Consider the following 15,569-nt stretch of genomic DNA (forward strand, 5'->3'; position numbering starts at 1 on the left):
GTGGACCTGCACTTCGGCGACAGCAAGCCGACGGACGACGAACGCGCTGCCGTCGACGCCTTGTTGGGCCCGCCCGAGTCCTCCTGGGAGGGCGCCGACCGTTGCGACGCCGACCTGAGGTGGGCCAAGGGCGGCCGGGCGGCCCGGGACCGGAGGGACCTGCTGCTGCCGGGGCTGCACGCGATCAACGACCGCGTCGGCTGGATCAGCGACGGCGCCCTGGACTACCTCTGCCGCCGTCTGACGGTCCCGCCGGCGGAGGCCTACGGCGTCGCCACCTTCTACGCGATGTTCTCCGTCAAACCCCGTCCGGCCACCGTGCTCCACGTCTGCACGGACCTCGCCTGCGCGGCGGCGGGCGCGGCCGGGCTGTGCGCGGGCGTCGAGGCGAGCCTCGGCCCCGGGGTGCGCGTCGAGCGCAGCCCCTGCCTCGGCCTGTGCGAGCGGGCTCCGGCGGCGTTGGCGATCAGGGCGGGCGATCCGGTGCGTGCGGCCGTCTCGGCCCCCACGACCGTGCACGACGCCGTGCTCGCCGCGACCTCGCCGGACTCGGCGCCCGAGGAGCCGCCGGCCGCGCTGGCGGTGCCGCAGGCCGGGGACCCCGGACTGACCCTGCTCAGCCGCGTCGGCGTGGTCGACCCGGCCTCGCTCGACGACTACCGCGCCCACGGCGGCTACACCGCCCTGCGCCGGGCCTTCGAACTGGGCCCGGCCGGCGTGATCCGCGAGGTGACCGACTCGGGGCTGGTCGGGCGTGGTGGCGCCGCTTTCCCCACCGGCCGCAAATGGCAGGCGACGGCGTCCCAGCCCGACCGTCCGCACTACCTCGTCTGCAACGCCGACGAGTCCGAGCCCGGCACCTTCAAGGACCGAGTGATCATGGAGGGGGATCCGTACGCGCTGGTCGAGGCCATGACGATCGCCGCGTACGCGACGGGCGCCCACCGGGGCTACCTCTACCTGCGCGGGGAGTACCCGAGGGCGCTGCGGCGCCTGGAGCACGCCCTGGCGCAGGCACGTGCGCGCGGGCTGCTCGGGGAGGACATCCTCGGCCAGGGCTACGCCTTCGACATCGAGATCCGGCGGGGCGCGGGCGCCTACGTCTGCGGCGAGGAGACGGCCCTGTTCAACTCCATCGAGGGGTACCGGGGCGAGCCGCGCTCGAAACCGCCGTTCCCGGTGGAGAAGGGCCTGTTCGGCAAGCCGACGGTGGAGAACAACGTCGAGACACTGGTCAACGTGCTGCCGATCCTCACCATGGGCGCACCGGCGTACGCGGCGATCGGCACCGCGGGATCCACCGGCCCGAAGCTGTTCTGCGTGTCGGGGAGCGTGGCCCGGCCCGGCATCTACGAGCTGCCGTTCGGGGCGACGCTGGGCGAGCTGCTGGAGCTGGCCGGGGTACGCGCCGGGCTGCGCGCGGTGCTCCTGGGCGGCGCGGCGGGCGGCTTCGTACGGCCCGACGAGATGGACATCCCGCTCACCTTCGAAGGGACGCGGGAAGCCGGGACGACACTGGGTTCCGGGGTCGTCCTGGCCTTCGACGACTCGGTGCCGCTGCCCCGGCTGCTGTTGCGCATCGCCGAGTTCTTCCGCGACGAGTCCTGCGGGCAGTGCGTGCCGTGCCGGGTCGGGACGGTGCGCCAGGAGGAGGCGCTGCACCGGATCGCCGAGCGCACCGGTGCGGCCGCCGCCGAGGACATCGCCCTGCTCAGAGAGGTCGGCCGGGCGATGCGGGACGCCTCGATCTGCGGTCTCGGACAGACCGCGTGGAACGCCGTGGAATCCGCCATCGACCGACTGGGGGCGTACGAATGACCGCGATACCGCTGGGTGTGCCGCGCCGGCTCCTGGAGTTCACCGTCGACGGGGCGGCGGTGCGGGCCCCGGAGGGCTCGACGATCCTCGACGCCTGCCGGGCGGCCGGGAAGGACGTGCCCACGCTGTGCGAGGGGGACACGCTGCGGCCCAAGAACGCCTGCCGGGTGTGTGTCGTCGAGGTGGAAGGGTCCCGGACGCTGGTGCCCGCCTGCTCCCGGAAGGCCGAAGCGGGGATGGAGGTGCGGACGGGGACGGAACGGGCCCGGCACAGCCGGAAGATCGTCCTCGAACTGCTCGCCTCCTCGGTCGACCTGTCGACGACGCCCGAGGTCGCCGGCTGGATCAAGGAGTACGAGGCCAAGCCCGAGCGGTTCGGCCCGGACGCCGCCCGGGTCGACGAGGAGCCCAGGGTCGACAACGACCTGTACGTGCGCGACTACGGCAAGTGCATCCTCTGCTACAAGTGCGTGGACGCCTGTGGCGACCAGTGGCAGAACACCTTCGCGATCTCCGTGGCCGGGCGGGGCTTCGACGCCCGGATCGCGGTGGAGCACGACGCTCCACTGACCGATTCGGCGTGTGTGTACTGCGGGAACTGCATCGAGGTGTGCCCGACCGGGGCGTTGTCCTTCAAGTCGGAGTTCGACATGCGGGCCGCGGGCACGTGGGACGAGTCGGCGCAGACGGAGACGACCACGGTGTGCGCGTACTGCGGAGTGGGCTGCAACCTCACCCTCCACGTGCAGGACAATGAGATCGTGAAGGTCACCTCGCCGCACGACAATCCGGTGACCCACGGCAATCTGTGCATCAAGGGCCGCTTCGGCTACCAGCACGTCCAGAACCGGAACTGATCGGGGCTGATGGGGACATGGGACGAGTCACGGAACGACGCAAGGTGCTCCGCATCCGGGACGGGGCCGTCTCCACCCGCCCGGACACGCTCGTCGCCGAGGAGCCCCTGGAGATCCGGCTCAACGGCAAGCCCCTCGCGATCACGATGCGGACCCCGGGGGACGACTTCGCGCTCGCCGCCGGGTTCCTGGTGAGCGAGGGGGTGCTGGGGGCCGCTTCCGAGCTGCAGAACATCGTGTACTGCGCGGGGGCCACGGCGGACGGGTCCAACACGTACAACGTGGTCGACGTGCGGACGTCCTCGGGTGTCGTCCTTCCCGACATCACGCTCGAGCGGAACGTGTACACGACGTCGTCGTGCGGCCTGTGCGGCAAGGCCAGCCTCGACGCCGTGCGCACCACCGCCCGGTGGCCCATCGCCGACACTCCCCCGGTCCGCGTCGAGCCGGAACTGCTGGCGAGCCTCCCCGACCGGCTGCGCGCCGCCCAGCGGGTCTTCGACCGGACCGGAGGGCTCCATGCGGCGGCCCTGTTCTCCGAGGACGGGGAGCTGCTCGACATACGGGAGGACGTGGGGCGGCACAACGCGGTCGACAAGCTGGTCGGGCGGGCGCTCCAGAGCGGTGACCTGCCCTTGTCCCGCGCGATCCTGCTCGTCTCCGGACGGGCCTCCTTCGAGCTCGCGCAGAAGGCGGTGATGGCGGGGATTCCGGTCCTGGCGGCCGTGTCGGCGCCGTCGTCGCTGGCGGTGGACCTGGCGGCCGAGACCGGGCTGACCCTCGTCGGCTTCCTGCGGGGCGCCTCCATGAACGTGTACGCGGGTGAGGACCGGATCGCCCTGCGGGCCGCGGCCGCCCAGGGCTGACCGGTCCTGCCCCGCGACACGGCGGCGGGGCCCCGAAGGGCGGGGAGCGCCCCCTGCGCCCGAGGGGCCCCGCCGTGTCAGACGGTGAATCTCAGCTCCGCCGCCTTCACCACCGTGCCCAGTCTGGGGAAGTCCAGCCGGACCGAGGCCTCGTGCTCCGGGGCGGTGAACGCCGTCATCGCGTCCTCGACGAAGACCAGTTCGTAGCCGAGGTCGCCGGCCGCGCGTGCCGTGGACTCCACGCCGAGATTCGTGGCGATACCGCCGAACACCAGCGTCCTGACGCCCCTTTGCCGCAGCAGGTCGTCGAGGCCCGTGCCCTGGAAGCCGCCGATCGTCCGCTTCACCACCTGAAGGTCGCCCTCCTGGGCCAGGCCATCGGCCAGCGCGCTGCCGGGCGGCTGCTCGGCCACGTGCGGGCGTTCCACCCGGATCAGCGCCACCGACGCGCCCGCCGCTCGGCAGGCCGACGCCAGCTCGGCGCAGGTGGCGAGCACGTCCGTGCCCTTCCGGGGTTCCAGGGGCAGCGCGACGATGCGGTCCATCAGGTCGACCAGGACCAGAGCGGTGCGCGCGGGATCGAGTGCGAGAGGTGGGGTCATGACGGAACGTTAGCCCTCATGTGCCGTCGGTGCCGGAAAAGCCCGATCAACGGGCCCGTGAGCGCGGCGCGTTCGCGAGGCACCATGGACCCCATGCGCGTCGCCCACTAACGTCCGGGAGCGTGTCCGACGACGCGACGGCACGACACCGGACGGGAACCGGGCTCGGCCTGCTGCTGGCCCTGGTTCTCGGCGCCGTGCTGCTCACCGCCCTTCCGGAGGACGAGGGCGGGGGCGGGGACGCCTGCTCGGCCCGTACCGTGCGGGCCTGGGCCGCCGATGAGCGCCTCACCTCGGAGTTCGCGCGGTACGGCGACGACGCCTCCCGCACGGACGACTGGACCGGCGGGGACGGCACCCACTCGGTGCGGCTGCCGGACGGGCGGCTGCTGTGGCTCTTCTCCGACACCTATCTGGGGCACGTGTACGGGCCGCCCAATCCCGTCGGCGAGTCCTACGCCTGGCGTGACGCGGGGGCCCCGATGGTGCGCAACTCCGGGGTCGTCATGCGGGACAGGCGGCTGGAGAGCACCCTGCCCGCTCCCCTCTTCGGGGACCCGGCGCCCGGGCAGTGGCGCTGGCCGGTGGGGGCGCGGGTGGAGCCCCGGTCGCCCGGTTCCTCGGACCGTGTGCTGCGGGTCGTGCTGTGGGTGCGGACGACCGGTCAGGCTCCGTGGATCTACGGCGTCCCCACCGCCACCGAGGTCGCCACGCTGTCCCTGCCGGAGCTGCGGGTGGAGTCGGTGGTGAAGGTGTTCGACCAGCAGCAGGTCGCCGATCCGGCCCGGCGGGTGCTGTTCGGGACGACGCTGGTGGAGCGGGGAGGCTGGACGTACGTCTTCGGCGGCGACGACCGGCAGGCCGCCTCCCGTCCCGTGTCGCGGGCGTACGTGGCCCGGGTACCGGAGGGCGGGCTCGCCGATCCCGCGGCCTGGGAGTACTGGGACGGGAAGGAGTGGGCGGCGGGGGTCCGGCCGGGCGCCGTGCTCGGGGACGGCCGGCGCACGGGGGTCGGCAGCGCGTTCTCGGTGGTGCGGGAGGGGGGGACCTATGTCCTGTTCACCATGGCGGCCGGCTCGGCCGGGCTGACCACGGTGACGTCCTACTGGGCCTGCTCCCCCACCGGGCCCTGGCACGGTCCTGCCAGAACCTTCAGCCCCGCGCTGCCGGACGGACAGGTGGCGGCGTACAACCCGCAGACCCATCCCGAGCTGAGCGACGAGGGGCGGCTGGTGCTGAGTTACGACGTCAACTGGCTGGAGACCACCGGCGCCGCCGCCCAGCTCAGCCGGAACGTGTCCCTGTACCGACCGCGATTCTTGACTCTGCGGCTGGCCGCGCCTGCGGACTGACCGCTTCCTTGTCGTGCGAGCGGCGCTTGGCGATCACCGCGCAGACCATGAGCTGCATCTGGTGGAAGAGCATCAGCGGCAGCACGGCGAGAGAGGCGTGGGCGCCGAACAGGACACTCGCCATGGGCAGTCCGGAGGCGAGGGACTTCTTGGAGCCGGCGAACTGGATGGCGATGCGGTCCTCGCGGCCGAAGCGCAGGGCCTTGGCGCCGTACCAGGTGAGCAGGAGCATCACGGCCAGCAGTACGGCCTCGACGGCCAGCAGTCCGGCCAGCCGGCCGGGGCTGACCCGGTGCCAGACGCCCTGGACCATGCCGGCGCTGAACGCGGTGTAGACGACCAGCAGGATCGAGCCGCGGTCGACCAGGCCCAGGACCTTCTTGTGCCGGGTGACGAATCCGCCGATCCAACGGCGCAGCAGCTGTCCCGCCACGAACGGCACCAGCAGCTGCAGCACGATCTTCACGACGGAGTCGGCGGAGAAGCCTCCGCCGTTGCCGCCCAGCAGGCTCGCGGCGAGCAGCGGGGTGGCGACGATGCCGATCAGGGAGGAGAAGGAGCCCGCGCAGATCGCCGCGGGCACGTTGCCCCGGGCGATCGAGGTGAAGGCGATCGACGACTGGACCGTGGACGGGACCAGGGTGAGGAAGAGCAGGCCCTGGTAGAGGGGATCGGTCAGGATCACCGGGACCAGTCCGCGGGCCGCCAGGCCGAGCAGCGGAAAGACGAGGAAGGTGCAGGCCAGGACGGTGATGTGGAGGCGCCAGTGGCGCAGCCCGTCCAGCGCCTCACGGGTGGAGAGCCGGGCGCCGTAGAGGAAGAAGAGGAGGGCGATGGCGGCGGTGGAGGCACCGGAGGCCACGTCGGCGCCCGTCCCGCGGGCCGGCACCAGCGCGGCGAGGCCCACCGTCCCGAGGAGCAGGAGGAGGTACGGGTCGATCGGCATCCAACGCGGCCAACGCAGGCGTTTCACAGTGCTCCACTACTTCGCTGTACGTCCGGTTCCCGGGCACGGTCGTGCCCTCTCCATCGTCCTCCGCGGGGAGGCGATCGGGAATCCGGCATACCACTCTGACTGTCATCACGTTCCGCGATAACCTTGGGGCGTGTACGACCCCTCTCAGCTGCGGACGTTCCTGGCCGTGGCGCAGACCCTGAGCTTCACGCAGGCAGCCCGGCGGCTCGGACTGCGGCAGTCGACGGTGAGCCAGCACGTACGGCGGCTGGAGGACGCGACCCGGCGGCAGCTGTTCGCGCGGGACACCCACTCCGTGGAGCTGACCGAGGACGGCGAGGCGATGCTCGGCTTCGCCCGGCGGATCCTGGAGGTCCACGAGCAGGCGGCCGCCTTCTTCACCGGGACCCGGCTGCGGGGGCGACTGCGGTTCGGGGCGTCGGAGGACTTCGTCCTGACGCGGCTGCCCGAGATCCTCGAGGGCTTCCGGTACGAGCATCCGGAGGTCGACCTGGAGCTGACGGTCGAGCTGTCGGGAACGCTGCACGAGCAGCTGGCCGCGGGAAAACTCGATCTGGTGCTGGCCAAGCGCCGGCCGGAGGATCCGCGGGGCGAGCCGGTGTGGCACGACCGCCTGGTGTGGATCGGGGCCGAGCGGCTGCGGCTGGATCCCGAGCGGCCGGTGCCGCTGATCGTCTATCCGCCGCCCGGCATCACCCGCGCCCTGGCCCTGGAGGCGCTGGAGCGGCAGGGGCGCGAGTGGCGGATCGTGTGCACGAGCGGGAGTCTCAACGGCCTGATCGCCGCGGCCCGGGCGGGGCTCGGGGTGATGGCGCACTCCCGGGGCCTGATCCCGCCGGGGCTGGTGCGGATGCCGGAGCGGTCGGGTCTTCCGGCCCTCGGACGCGTGGACTTCGTACTGGTCCACGGGCAGCGGCGGACGGCCGCGCACGGGGCGGCGGAGGCTCTGGCGGCGTCGATCCTGGCGGGCGGGGAGCGGCTGCACCGGCGCTAGCGAGGTCGTACAGATTCCGTGGAGATTACGGCGCCGAAACTTACGCAACCGTCGGTTTTCTGTCCGACCCTTCCCCATGTGAGCGCATTTTCTGTGACTGACCAGTGCCGATCCGGGGCGCGGCCGGTCTTCCGCCCCCTCCCGCCCGTCCGGAGGGTGGGGTAGCTTTCACGGCCTGCGCGGAGCGTCACAAGGGAGCGGGAGCGGGGTTTGCGCGAGTTCACCAACCCTCCGTCGGCGTTGGCACCGCCGGTGGGCGGACTGGCCGACGTCGTGTTCCAGCGTGCCCAGGAGGATCCGGGCCACGTGGCGCTGGGCCGCAAGGACGAGGCGGGCAACTGGCGGGACGTGACCGCCGCCGAGTTCCGCGACGAGGTACTCGCCCTCGCCAAGGGGCTGCTCGCCCGGGGGATCCGGTTCGGCGACCGGGTCGCGATCATCTCCCCCACCCGTTACGAGTGGACGCTGTTCGACTTCGCCCTGTGGACGATCGGTGCCCAGGTGGTGCCCGTCTATCCGACCTCCTCCGCCGAGCAGTGCTTCTGGATGCTGCACGACGCGGAAGTGACGGCGGCGATCGTCGAGCACGAGGACCACGCGATGACCATCGCCACCGTCATCGACCGGCTGCCGCGCCTGCGCGAGCTGTGGCAGCTCGACGCGGGCTGCGTGCAGGAGCTGTATGACGCGGGCGCCCACCTCGACGACGAGGTCGTGCACCGGCACCGCCGGGCGGTGACCCCCGACTCGGTCGCCACGGTCATCTACACCTCGGGCACCACGGGCCGCCCCAAGGGCTGTGTCCTCTCGCACGGCAACTTCATGTACGAGGCGGACACGGTCATCGAGCGCTGGGAACCGGTGTTCCACTCGAAGAAGGGCGACGAGGCGGCGACCCTGCTCTTCCTGCCACTGGCCCATGTGTTCGGCCGTATGGTGCAGGTCGCCGCGATCCGCGGGGGTGTGCGGTTCGGGCATCAGCCGCAGATGAACGCCGCCGCCCTGCTGCCCGACCTCGCCGCGTTCAAGCCGACCTTCTTCCTCGCCGTGCCGTACATCTTCGAGAAGGTCTTCAACGCCGCCCGCCGCAAAGCCGAGAAGGAGGGCCGGGCCGGCGCCTTCGAGAAGGCCGTCGAGGTCGCGGTGAAGTACGCGGACGCCATGGAGGCCAAGGCCTGGGGGATCGGCCCCGGTCCTTCGGCGGGCCTGCGCATGCAGCACCAGCTCTTCGACAAACTCGTCTACGGCAAGATGCGCGCCGCGATGGGCGGGCGGATCCGGCACGCGATGTCCGGCGGCTCGGCGATGGACCGGCGGCTCGGACTGTTCTTCGCGGGCGCGGGGGTCCACATCTACGAGGGGTACGGCCTGACCGAGTCCACGGCCGCCGCCACCGCCAACCCGCCCGAGCGCACCCGGTACGGCACCGTCGGGCAGCCCATTCCGGGGATGACCGTGCACATCGCGGACGACGGCGAGATCTGGCTGAACGGCCCCAATGTCTTCCAGGGTTACCTCAACAACCCGAAGGCCACCGACGAGACCCTGCACGACGGCTGGCTGGCCACCGGTGACCTCGGCGCTCTGGACGAGGACGGCTATCTCACCATCACCGGGCGCAAGAAGGAGATCCTGGTGACCTCCGGCGGCAAGAGCGTCTCGCCCGGCCTGCTGGAGGAACGGGTCCGCGACCATCCGCTGGTCTCCCAGTGCATCGTCGTCGGCAACGACCGTCCCTACATCGCGGCCCTGGTGACCCTCGACCACGAGGCCGTGGAGCACTGGCTCGGCATGCGCGACAAGCCGCCACTGAGCGCGGTCGAGCTGGTGCGCGACGCCGACCTGGAGACGGAGGTGCGGCGGGCGGTGGTGGCCGCCAACACGCTCGTCTCGCAGGCCGAGTCGATCCGTACCTTCCGTATCCTGGCCCAGCCGTTCACGGAGGAACACGGGCTGCTCACCCCGTCGTTGAAGCTGAAGCGCAAGGCGATCGAGAGGGCCTACTCCGGCGAGGTGGAGGCCCTGTACCAGGCCTGACCTCAGACCAGCTGGTAGCCCTTCAGGTTCCGCAGCAACAGGTGGCAGTCCTGGAGCGAGCCCGAGGTGTCGCCCAGGGAACGGTAGATGCCCCACTTGGGGCGGACCCGGTCGGCCAGGAAGGTGTCGACGCCGGTCCTGCTCCGGTCGATCACCGTGGTGCCGCCGCTCCTGAGGATCCAGCGCACCGAACCCGACGTACCGTCGCCGACCTTGATCTGGAAGTCGACGTCGGTCCAGGAGTCGTGCAGCGGGGCGAGCGCGGTCCGGCCGATGAGGATGTCGGCGATGTGCAGCCTCAGTTCGACGGTCTGCACGCCGTCGACCCGGCGCAGGGACTGCACCACGATCGGCTGGGTGCCGGTGCCGGGCTGCTTCATCTGCATGATGTGCGTGAAGCTGGTCGTGGCCTTCAGTGAGCTGGGGATGTACATCCCGTACGTGATCCGCCAGGTCTGACCGGGGAGCCAGCGCAGAAAGCCGCTCGACGACGTGCGCAGGCCGGTGACCTCGTGGCGCTGGCGGTCCGTCGAGGTGTCCCGGTCCACCATGTGCATGGTGAACCGCCAGTTGTCGCCCTCCGGGCGGATGTGCGGCTGTCCGGCGGGGTGCGAGTCGGCCCGGTCGTCCTCGACGGTCTCGAAGGCGCCGAGACCGTCGCGGCTCGCCGACGGCGACCACTTCAGCTGCCAGGAGGCGGCCTGGGCGGGGCCGGCGGGCAGTCCGACGGCGGCGGCGCCGAGAGCGGCGCCGAGCAGGGTCCTGCGGGTGGGGGTCATGGCTGCTCCCTCAAGACGGTCGTACGAGTGGGGGGTTCATGTACATGTACGACGTTCACCATCGCGTTCGATGGCAAGACAAGAGGGTCGCCGCATGACGGGCCACGGTCAATACTGCGGACATATTCCGCGATCAGGAATGCAACACGGCCCGTGATCGTTGACGATGGGGAGTACCACCTGACGACAACCGTAAGGATCAAGAGCTCGTGAGCAGCAAGGTCCCCCCGATCATCCTCAACAACGGCGTCGAGATGCCCCAGCTGGGCTTCGGGGTCTGGCAGGTGCCGGACGACGAGGCGGAGCAGGCGGTCGCGACGGCGCTCGAGGCCGGGTACCGCAGCATCGACACAGCGGCGATCTACGGCAACGAGACGGGCACCGGCAAGGCCATCGCCGCCTCCGGCCTGCCCCGCGAGGACGTCTTCGTCACCACCAAGCTCTGGAACGCCGAGCAGGGGTACGACTCCACCCTGCGCGCCTTCGACGTGTCGCTGGCCAAGCTCGGCCTGGACTACGTCGACCTCTACCTGATCCACTGGCCGCTGCCGTCGAAGGACAAGTACGTCGACAGCTACAAGGCCTTCGAGAAGCTGCACGCCGACGGCCGGATCAAGGCGATCGGCGTCTCCAACTTCCTGCCGGAGCACCTGGAGCGGCTGATCGGCGAGACGTCGGTCGTCCCGGCCGTCAACCAGATCGAGCTGCACCCGCATCTCCAGCAGCACGCCTCCCGCGAGTTCCACGCGTCGCACGGCATCGCCACCGAGGCCTGGTCACCGCTGGGCCAGGGCAAGGGCCTGCTGGAGGTCCCGGCGATCGTGGCCATCGCCCGCAAGCACGACCGCACCCCGGCCCAGGTCGTGCTGCGCTGGCACCTCCAGCTCGGCAATGTGGTGATCCCGAAGTCCGTCACGCCGTCCCGGATCCGGGAGAACATCGACGTGTTCGACTTCAGCCTGGACTCCGAGGACCTGGCCGCGATCAGCGCGCTGAACGAGGACCGGCGGATCGGCCCGGACCCGGCGGCGTTCGACGTCGCCTGAGCCGGTTGTGCGGGTGGGCGGTCCGGGTGTCACGGGCCGCCCACCGGCAGGTCAGTTGGGCTGCCCGATCGGCCGTACGACGACCGTGTTGACGTCGACGCCCGCGGGCTGGCGGATCGCCCAGACGATCGAGTCGGCGAGCTGCTCCGCGGTGAGCAGATGGCCGGGCGGCAGGCTGCCGTAGCTGTCCCAGAACGGCGTCTCCACCCGCCCCGGCGCGATCAGCGTCACGCCGACCCCCCACTCGGTGACCTCGCGCCGGGTGTTCTCGGCGAGCCCGGTCACCGCCCACTTGGTCGCGCCGTAGATGTTGCCCGGCGTGGGCACGAACCCGGCGACACTGCCGACCAGCACGATCCGGCCCCGGGTCTCCTTCAGGGCGGCGATCGAGGCCCTGATGAGCAGCGCCGGACCGAGGACGTTGGTCAGGACCATCTCCGTCCAGCCGGCCGGGTCGCCCTCGGCGACCGAGTCGTGCGTGGCGATGCCCGCGTTGGCGACGACCGTGTCGATCCGGCCGAACGCCTTCAGCGTGGTCTCCACGGCACCCTGGATCCCCGCGTAGTCCGCGGCGTCCCCGACGATCGTCAACAGCCCCTTGGGATGGCCGAGTTCCTCGGCGAAGCCGCGCAGCCGGGCCTCGCCCCGGCCGGTGACGGCCACCCGGTGCCCGGCTTCCAGCAACTGCCGTGCCGCGGCGGCGCCGATGCCGCTGCCGCCGCCGGTGATGAGCGCGACCGGAGAGTCGGTGGTCATGGTGCGTTCCCCCCTGTGTGTCGATGTGTGCGGGGAGTCCATCAGTTGGAGCGCTCTCGAAGTCAAGCGTCTTCGCAGGTCTTCCGGTACGGCACCGAGGGCAGGAAGCGTCGCCACTCGGCCTCCGTGGCGCCGCCCTCCGCCCGCTCGCACACCTGCGCCGCCGCGCGTTCCGGCGCCAACGGGCTTGTTCTTACGGGCAGATGAGCGGTCAAGACGCGCAACACCCCTGAGCCGAAGGCGAGGTTCAGCACCGGGCCGTCTCCGACGGGCACGGTGGCGGCGGGGAGGGAGGGCGTGGCCGTCTCCCAGACCCGTACGGAACCGTCGAGGGCGCTCGCGGCGAGCAGGGAGCCGTCGGCGGAGAACGCCAGGGCCGCTCGGTCGAGGGTGGACGCCCCCGGGCGCAGCACCGCAAGTCGGCGCCAGGCCCGGGCGTCCCACAGGGTCAGCCGGCCCACGGTGTCCTCGGCTGCGAGGAATCTCCCGTCGGGGCTGAAGGCGGCGGTCCGCAGAAGGTCCTCGCCGGTGACACCCCCGGCCGCCGCGAGCGGACTGCCGTCGGTGGCGTCCACCAGGGTGCCTTCGCTCGTCAGGGCGGTACGGCGGGCGGGGTCGACCGCGACGGCCTCGACGCCTCCGACTCTTGGCGGCTCGCGCCCCGGTGCCCTCCGGTCGGTCCACGCCCGGTCGGCCAGCCCGTGCAGCGAGACGGTGCGGACGACGCTGGTGCGGCCGGTCTCCCGGTAGCGCAGGACGCCGGCGGCGAGATCCAGGCGGACGTCGCCGATCGCCGAGGAGGCGACGGGGACGGTGAGCAACGGCGCGGGTGGGCTGTCGTCGGCCGGGGCCGGGAGGTCCGGGCGCCACAGGGTCAGGGCGCCGGGGCCCCAGGCGAGGGCGTGGGCACCGGCGAACTCCACGCTGAGCGCGCCCTGCGACAGGGGCAGCCGCGGCCGTTCCCGCCGGGTACGGAAGTCCCAGGTCACGATCCCGTCGGCGGTACCTCCGGCCACGGCCCGCCCGTCGGGCGTGAAGGTGAGCGACTCCCCTTGGCAGAGCGCCCGCTGAGTGGCGCGGGGTGCCCCGGTGGGGACGGGGGTGCCGCGCGCCACGTCGAGGATCCGCAGCCTGGTGCCGTCCTGCCCGCACCAGGCCAGGTGCCGGTCGTCGCCGCTGAGCACCGGAAGAGGCCCGTCGTCCTCGCCGTCGGCGTAGTGGAGCAGCTTGCGCTGCCGCCGCGGGTCCCACACCTCCAGCGTGGCGCGCCCGCCGCCCGAGGCACGGTCCAGGCGCCGTACGAGGATGGTGCGGCCGCTGGGTCCGAACGCCATGTCGGTGTCGGTCCACGCACCGGTCGGCAGCCGGCGCCCGCGTCCGTCGGCCAGACCGACGATCACCACGCCGTCGCGGTCGCCGGACGGGCGCCGGGCGAGGAACCGGCCGTCGGGGCTGACGTCGACCACGCCCGCCGACAGGCCTTTCCGGGCCACCGAGCGCAGGCGCCGCTGGCGGGGCACATCCCACTGAACGGCCCTGTCCCGTAACACGGTTGTCAGGATCCGGCCGTCGCGGCTGAGCCATGCGGGCGCGTTCAGGGCCCGTCCGCCCTCCTCGGGCTGTACGAAGGCGGCTTCCTCGCTCTGCGCGGCTGCCGAGCGCAGGGCCGTGCGGGTCTCCGGCAGATCGGCGGTGCGCCAGGCGGCGAGGGCCAGCCGCATCGCGGTGCGCGGCTCGGTGGCGCGCAGGGTGTCCGCCAGAGCGGCGGCCCGACGGGCCTCGGCCTCGTCACGCTGTCGCGAACTGACCTCGCTCTGCCGCCAGGCCGCCGCCCCCGCGACCACCGCCAGACAGAGCAGCACCGCGAGGGCTCCGGCCAGCGTCCGCAGCCGACGGGCCGCCCGGGTCGCGGCGCGTCGGGCGGCCTGGTGGGCCTCGGCGCTCGCGGCGAGGAAGTCGCGTTCCAGGCGGCTCAGCCCGGTGCCGCCGCCACCGTCCCGGAAGGCCTCTCGTGCCTCCGTCAGCCGTATCCCCCGGTACAGCGCGTCCGCCTCCCGATCCAACTCCGCCCAGGCGTGGGCGGCTTCCGTGAGCCTGCGGTGCACGCGCAGCCGTTCGCGGTTCTCCTCGATCCAGCCGCGCAGCCGGGGCCAGGCGCGGATCAGGGCCTCGTGGGCGAGCTCGACGGTGTCCCCGTCGACGGTCAGCAGGCGTTCTCGCACCAGGCGTTCGAGCACCCGGGTGGTGGTCGTGTCGGCGTCCAGCTCGGTGCGGGGCACGGGCCGCCGGGTGTCCTCGGTGCCGTCGCCGGGCTGCACCAGGCGCAGTAACAGCCCCCGGGCCGCGATGGCTTCGGCGGGGGTACAGGTGGCGTAGGCCGCCTCGGCGGTGTGCGCGACGGCGCCGTGCACACCGCCGATGGCCTCGTAGGCGGCGAGGGTGAGGGCCTTGCCGGTGCGGCGGCGCCAGACCTCGCGCAGGGCGTGCGCCATCAGGGGCAGTCCGCCCGGCTCGCCCGCCACGTCGGCGACGATCCGGGCCGTCAGGGCGCGTTCCACGACCAGCCGACGGGCGGCGGCGGGCCGGACCACGGCCTCGCGCAGCCCGCCCGGCGACATCGGGCCGACCAGCAGGGCCGCGTCCCGCAGGGCCTCGGCGAGCGGGCCGTGCTCGGCGCAGCGCCCGTAGAAGTCGGCGCGGACGGCGATCACCACGCGCAGCCGGGAGGCGGGGTCGGTCGCGGTGAGCAACCGCGCGAGGAAACGGTCCCGTTCGGCCGGGTCGGCGCAGAGGGTGAACAGTTCCTCGAACTGGTCGACGACGAGGAGGGTGTCACCGGGCGCGTCGTACGGCGTGAACAACGGCTCGTGGGTACGGGCCGGATGCGGGCCCGGGGTGAGCAGCCGTATCGCCGCGGGCTTCAGGTCGTCCGCCGTCCGCAGGGCAGGCACCAACCCGGCCCGCAACAGGGAGGACTTGCCGCTGCCCGAGGCTCCGACGACCGCCGTGAAACGGGCCCGGGCGGTACGCCGGAGCAGTTCTCCGATCAGGTCGTCCCGGCCGTGGAAGTGGTCCCCGTCGCCGGTCCCGAAGCGGGCGAGGCCCGGATAGGGAGAGCCCTCCTCGTCGGGGCCGGCCGGAGCCCGTGTCTCGGCGAGCGCCTCCCGCAACCGCCGCGTCCACTCCTCCGGTTCGCCGCCGCACGCGGTGACGTACGCCGTGAGCACCGCGAGCGAGGGCAGGCGCACACCACCCGCCGCGGCGGCCAGGGTGGGCGCCGAATAGCCCGCGCGCCGCGCCATCGCGCGGTAGGTCAGTCCGCCCGTCTCGTCACGCAGCTTGCGCAGTTCGAGCGCGAACCGCTGGACCGGCCCCTCCCCCGGGTCGAGCGGTTTCTCCCTGCGTCCCATCCATGTCTCCCCCCGTTCGCCCCCATCACAAAGCTAACAACCCTCCCCCGGCGCATTGTTGGGCACCGCGGATCGG

Annotated in this window: 12 protein-coding genes; 7 read left to right on the forward strand and 5 right to left on the reverse strand. The window is 72.3% G+C overall.

Annotated elements, in window-relative coordinates; genetic code table 11:
* From ACWDRW_RS20040 to fdhD, 3 genes are read left to right on the forward strand one after another with little or no spacing between them, the layout of a single operon-like run.
* Positions 1–1,818 carry an NADH-ubiquinone oxidoreductase-F iron-sulfur binding region domain-containing protein gene (locus tag ACWDRW_RS20040; RefSeq protein WP_451725116.1) on the forward strand — a complete coding sequence of 606 codons (1,818 nt, stop codon included), beginning with the start codon at positions 1–3 and terminating at the stop codon, positions 1,816–1,818.
* Entirely contained in the window at positions 1,815–2,675 is an 861-nt protein-coding gene (locus ACWDRW_RS20045) for a 2Fe-2S iron-sulfur cluster-binding protein (RefSeq protein WP_451724922.1), read from the forward strand. Before ACWDRW_RS20040 ends, ACWDRW_RS20045 begins: the two co-directional genes overlap by 4 nt.
* 17 nt (positions 2,676–2,692) lie before the next feature.
* The gene (fdhD, locus tag ACWDRW_RS20050; protein ID WP_451724924.1) at positions 2,693–3,541 is read left to right on the forward strand and encodes a formate dehydrogenase accessory sulfurtransferase FdhD; all 849 of its coding nucleotides are present in this window, start codon (positions 2,693–2,695) and stop codon (positions 3,539–3,541) included.
* A 77-nt stretch (positions 3,542–3,618) separates the two neighbouring features.
* Here the strand turns inward: fdhD and ACWDRW_RS20055 are convergent, their stop codons facing one another.
* A complete protein-coding gene (locus tag ACWDRW_RS20055) occupies positions 3,619–4,143 on the reverse strand; it encodes an isochorismatase family protein (RefSeq protein ID WP_451724925.1) in 525 nt (174 codons plus the stop codon).
* A 122-nt stretch (positions 4,144–4,265) separates the two neighbouring features.
* On the opposite strand from ACWDRW_RS20055, the gene ACWDRW_RS20060 reads away from it, so the two are divergent.
* Entirely contained in the window at positions 4,266–5,495 is a 1,230-nt protein-coding gene (locus ACWDRW_RS20060; RefSeq protein WP_451724928.1) for a DUF4185 domain-containing protein, read from the forward strand.
* Here the strand turns inward: ACWDRW_RS20060 and ACWDRW_RS20065 are convergent.
* On the reverse strand, positions 5,428–6,441 hold the full coding sequence (locus ACWDRW_RS20065; RefSeq protein WP_451724929.1) for a bile acid:sodium symporter family protein: 1,014 nt from the start codon (positions 6,439–6,441) through the stop codon (positions 5,428–5,430). The genes ACWDRW_RS20060 and ACWDRW_RS20065 overlap by 68 nt on opposite strands.
* A 160-nt stretch (positions 6,442–6,601) precedes the next feature.
* On the opposite strand from ACWDRW_RS20065, the gene ACWDRW_RS20070 reads away from it, so the two are divergent.
* Complete coding sequence (locus ACWDRW_RS20070) at positions 6,602–7,465, forward strand: LysR substrate-binding domain-containing protein (RefSeq protein ID WP_451724932.1); 864 nt, start codon at positions 6,602–6,604, stop codon at positions 7,463–7,465.
* 210 nt (positions 7,466–7,675) lie between these two features.
* Entirely contained in the window at positions 7,676–9,502 is a 1,827-nt protein-coding gene (locus ACWDRW_RS20075) for an AMP-dependent synthetase/ligase (protein WP_451724934.1), read from the forward strand.
* Positions 9,503–9,504: 2 nt separating this feature from the next.
* On the opposite strand, the gene ACWDRW_RS20080 is transcribed toward ACWDRW_RS20075, so the two are convergent.
* Entirely contained in the window at positions 9,505–10,281 is a 777-nt protein-coding gene (locus ACWDRW_RS20080; protein ID WP_451724936.1) for a Tat pathway signal sequence domain protein, read from the reverse strand.
* 209 nt (positions 10,282–10,490) lie between these two features.
* Here ACWDRW_RS20080 and ACWDRW_RS20085 point away from each other — a divergent pair, with 209 nt between their 5' ends.
* Positions 10,491–11,327 (forward strand): aldo/keto reductase, encoded by an 837-nt coding sequence (locus ACWDRW_RS20085; RefSeq protein ID WP_451724939.1) that lies wholly within the window; start codon positions 10,491–10,493, stop codon positions 11,325–11,327.
* A gap of 51 nt (positions 11,328–11,378) precedes the next feature.
* Here the strand turns inward: ACWDRW_RS20085 and ACWDRW_RS20090 are convergent, their stop codons facing one another.
* Positions 11,379–12,083, reverse strand: a complete 705-nt coding sequence (locus tag ACWDRW_RS20090; protein ID WP_451724940.1) for an SDR family oxidoreductase — start codon at positions 12,081–12,083, stop codon at positions 11,379–11,381.
* 62 nt (positions 12,084–12,145) lie between these two features.
* On the reverse strand, positions 12,146–15,493 hold the full coding sequence (locus ACWDRW_RS20095) for an nSTAND1 domain-containing NTPase (protein WP_451724942.1): 3,348 nt from the start codon (positions 15,491–15,493) through the stop codon (positions 12,146–12,148).
* Between the last annotated feature and the right edge of the window lie 76 nt (positions 15,494–15,569).

The sequence above is a fragment of the Streptomyces sp. NPDC003635 genome, assembly GCF_053587635.1.

Coding starts and splice junctions, on each gene's coding strand:
- ACWDRW_RS20095 (WP_451724942.1), bottom strand. CDS start 15,493: ATGGGACGCAGGGAGAAACCGCTCGACCCGGGGGAGGGGCCGGTCCAG.
- ACWDRW_RS20090 (WP_451724940.1), bottom strand. CDS start 12,083: ATGACCACCGACTCTCCGGTCGCGCTCATCACCGGCGGCGGCAGCGGC.
- ACWDRW_RS20045 (WP_451724922.1), top strand. CDS start 1,815: ATGACCGCGATACCGCTGGGTGTGCCGCGCCGGCTCCTGGAGTTCACC.
- fdhD (WP_451724924.1), top strand. CDS start 2,693: ATGGGACGAGTCACGGAACGACGCAAGGTGCTCCGCATCCGGGACGGG.
- ACWDRW_RS20065 (WP_451724929.1), bottom strand. CDS start 6,441: ATGCCGATCGACCCGTACCTCCTCCTGCTCCTCGGGACGGTGGGCCTC.
- ACWDRW_RS20080 (WP_451724936.1), bottom strand. CDS start 10,281: ATGACCCCCACCCGCAGGACCCTGCTCGGCGCCGCTCTCGGCGCCGCC.
- ACWDRW_RS20055 (WP_451724925.1), bottom strand. CDS start 4,143: ATGACCCCACCTCTCGCACTCGATCCCGCGCGCACCGCTCTGGTCCTG.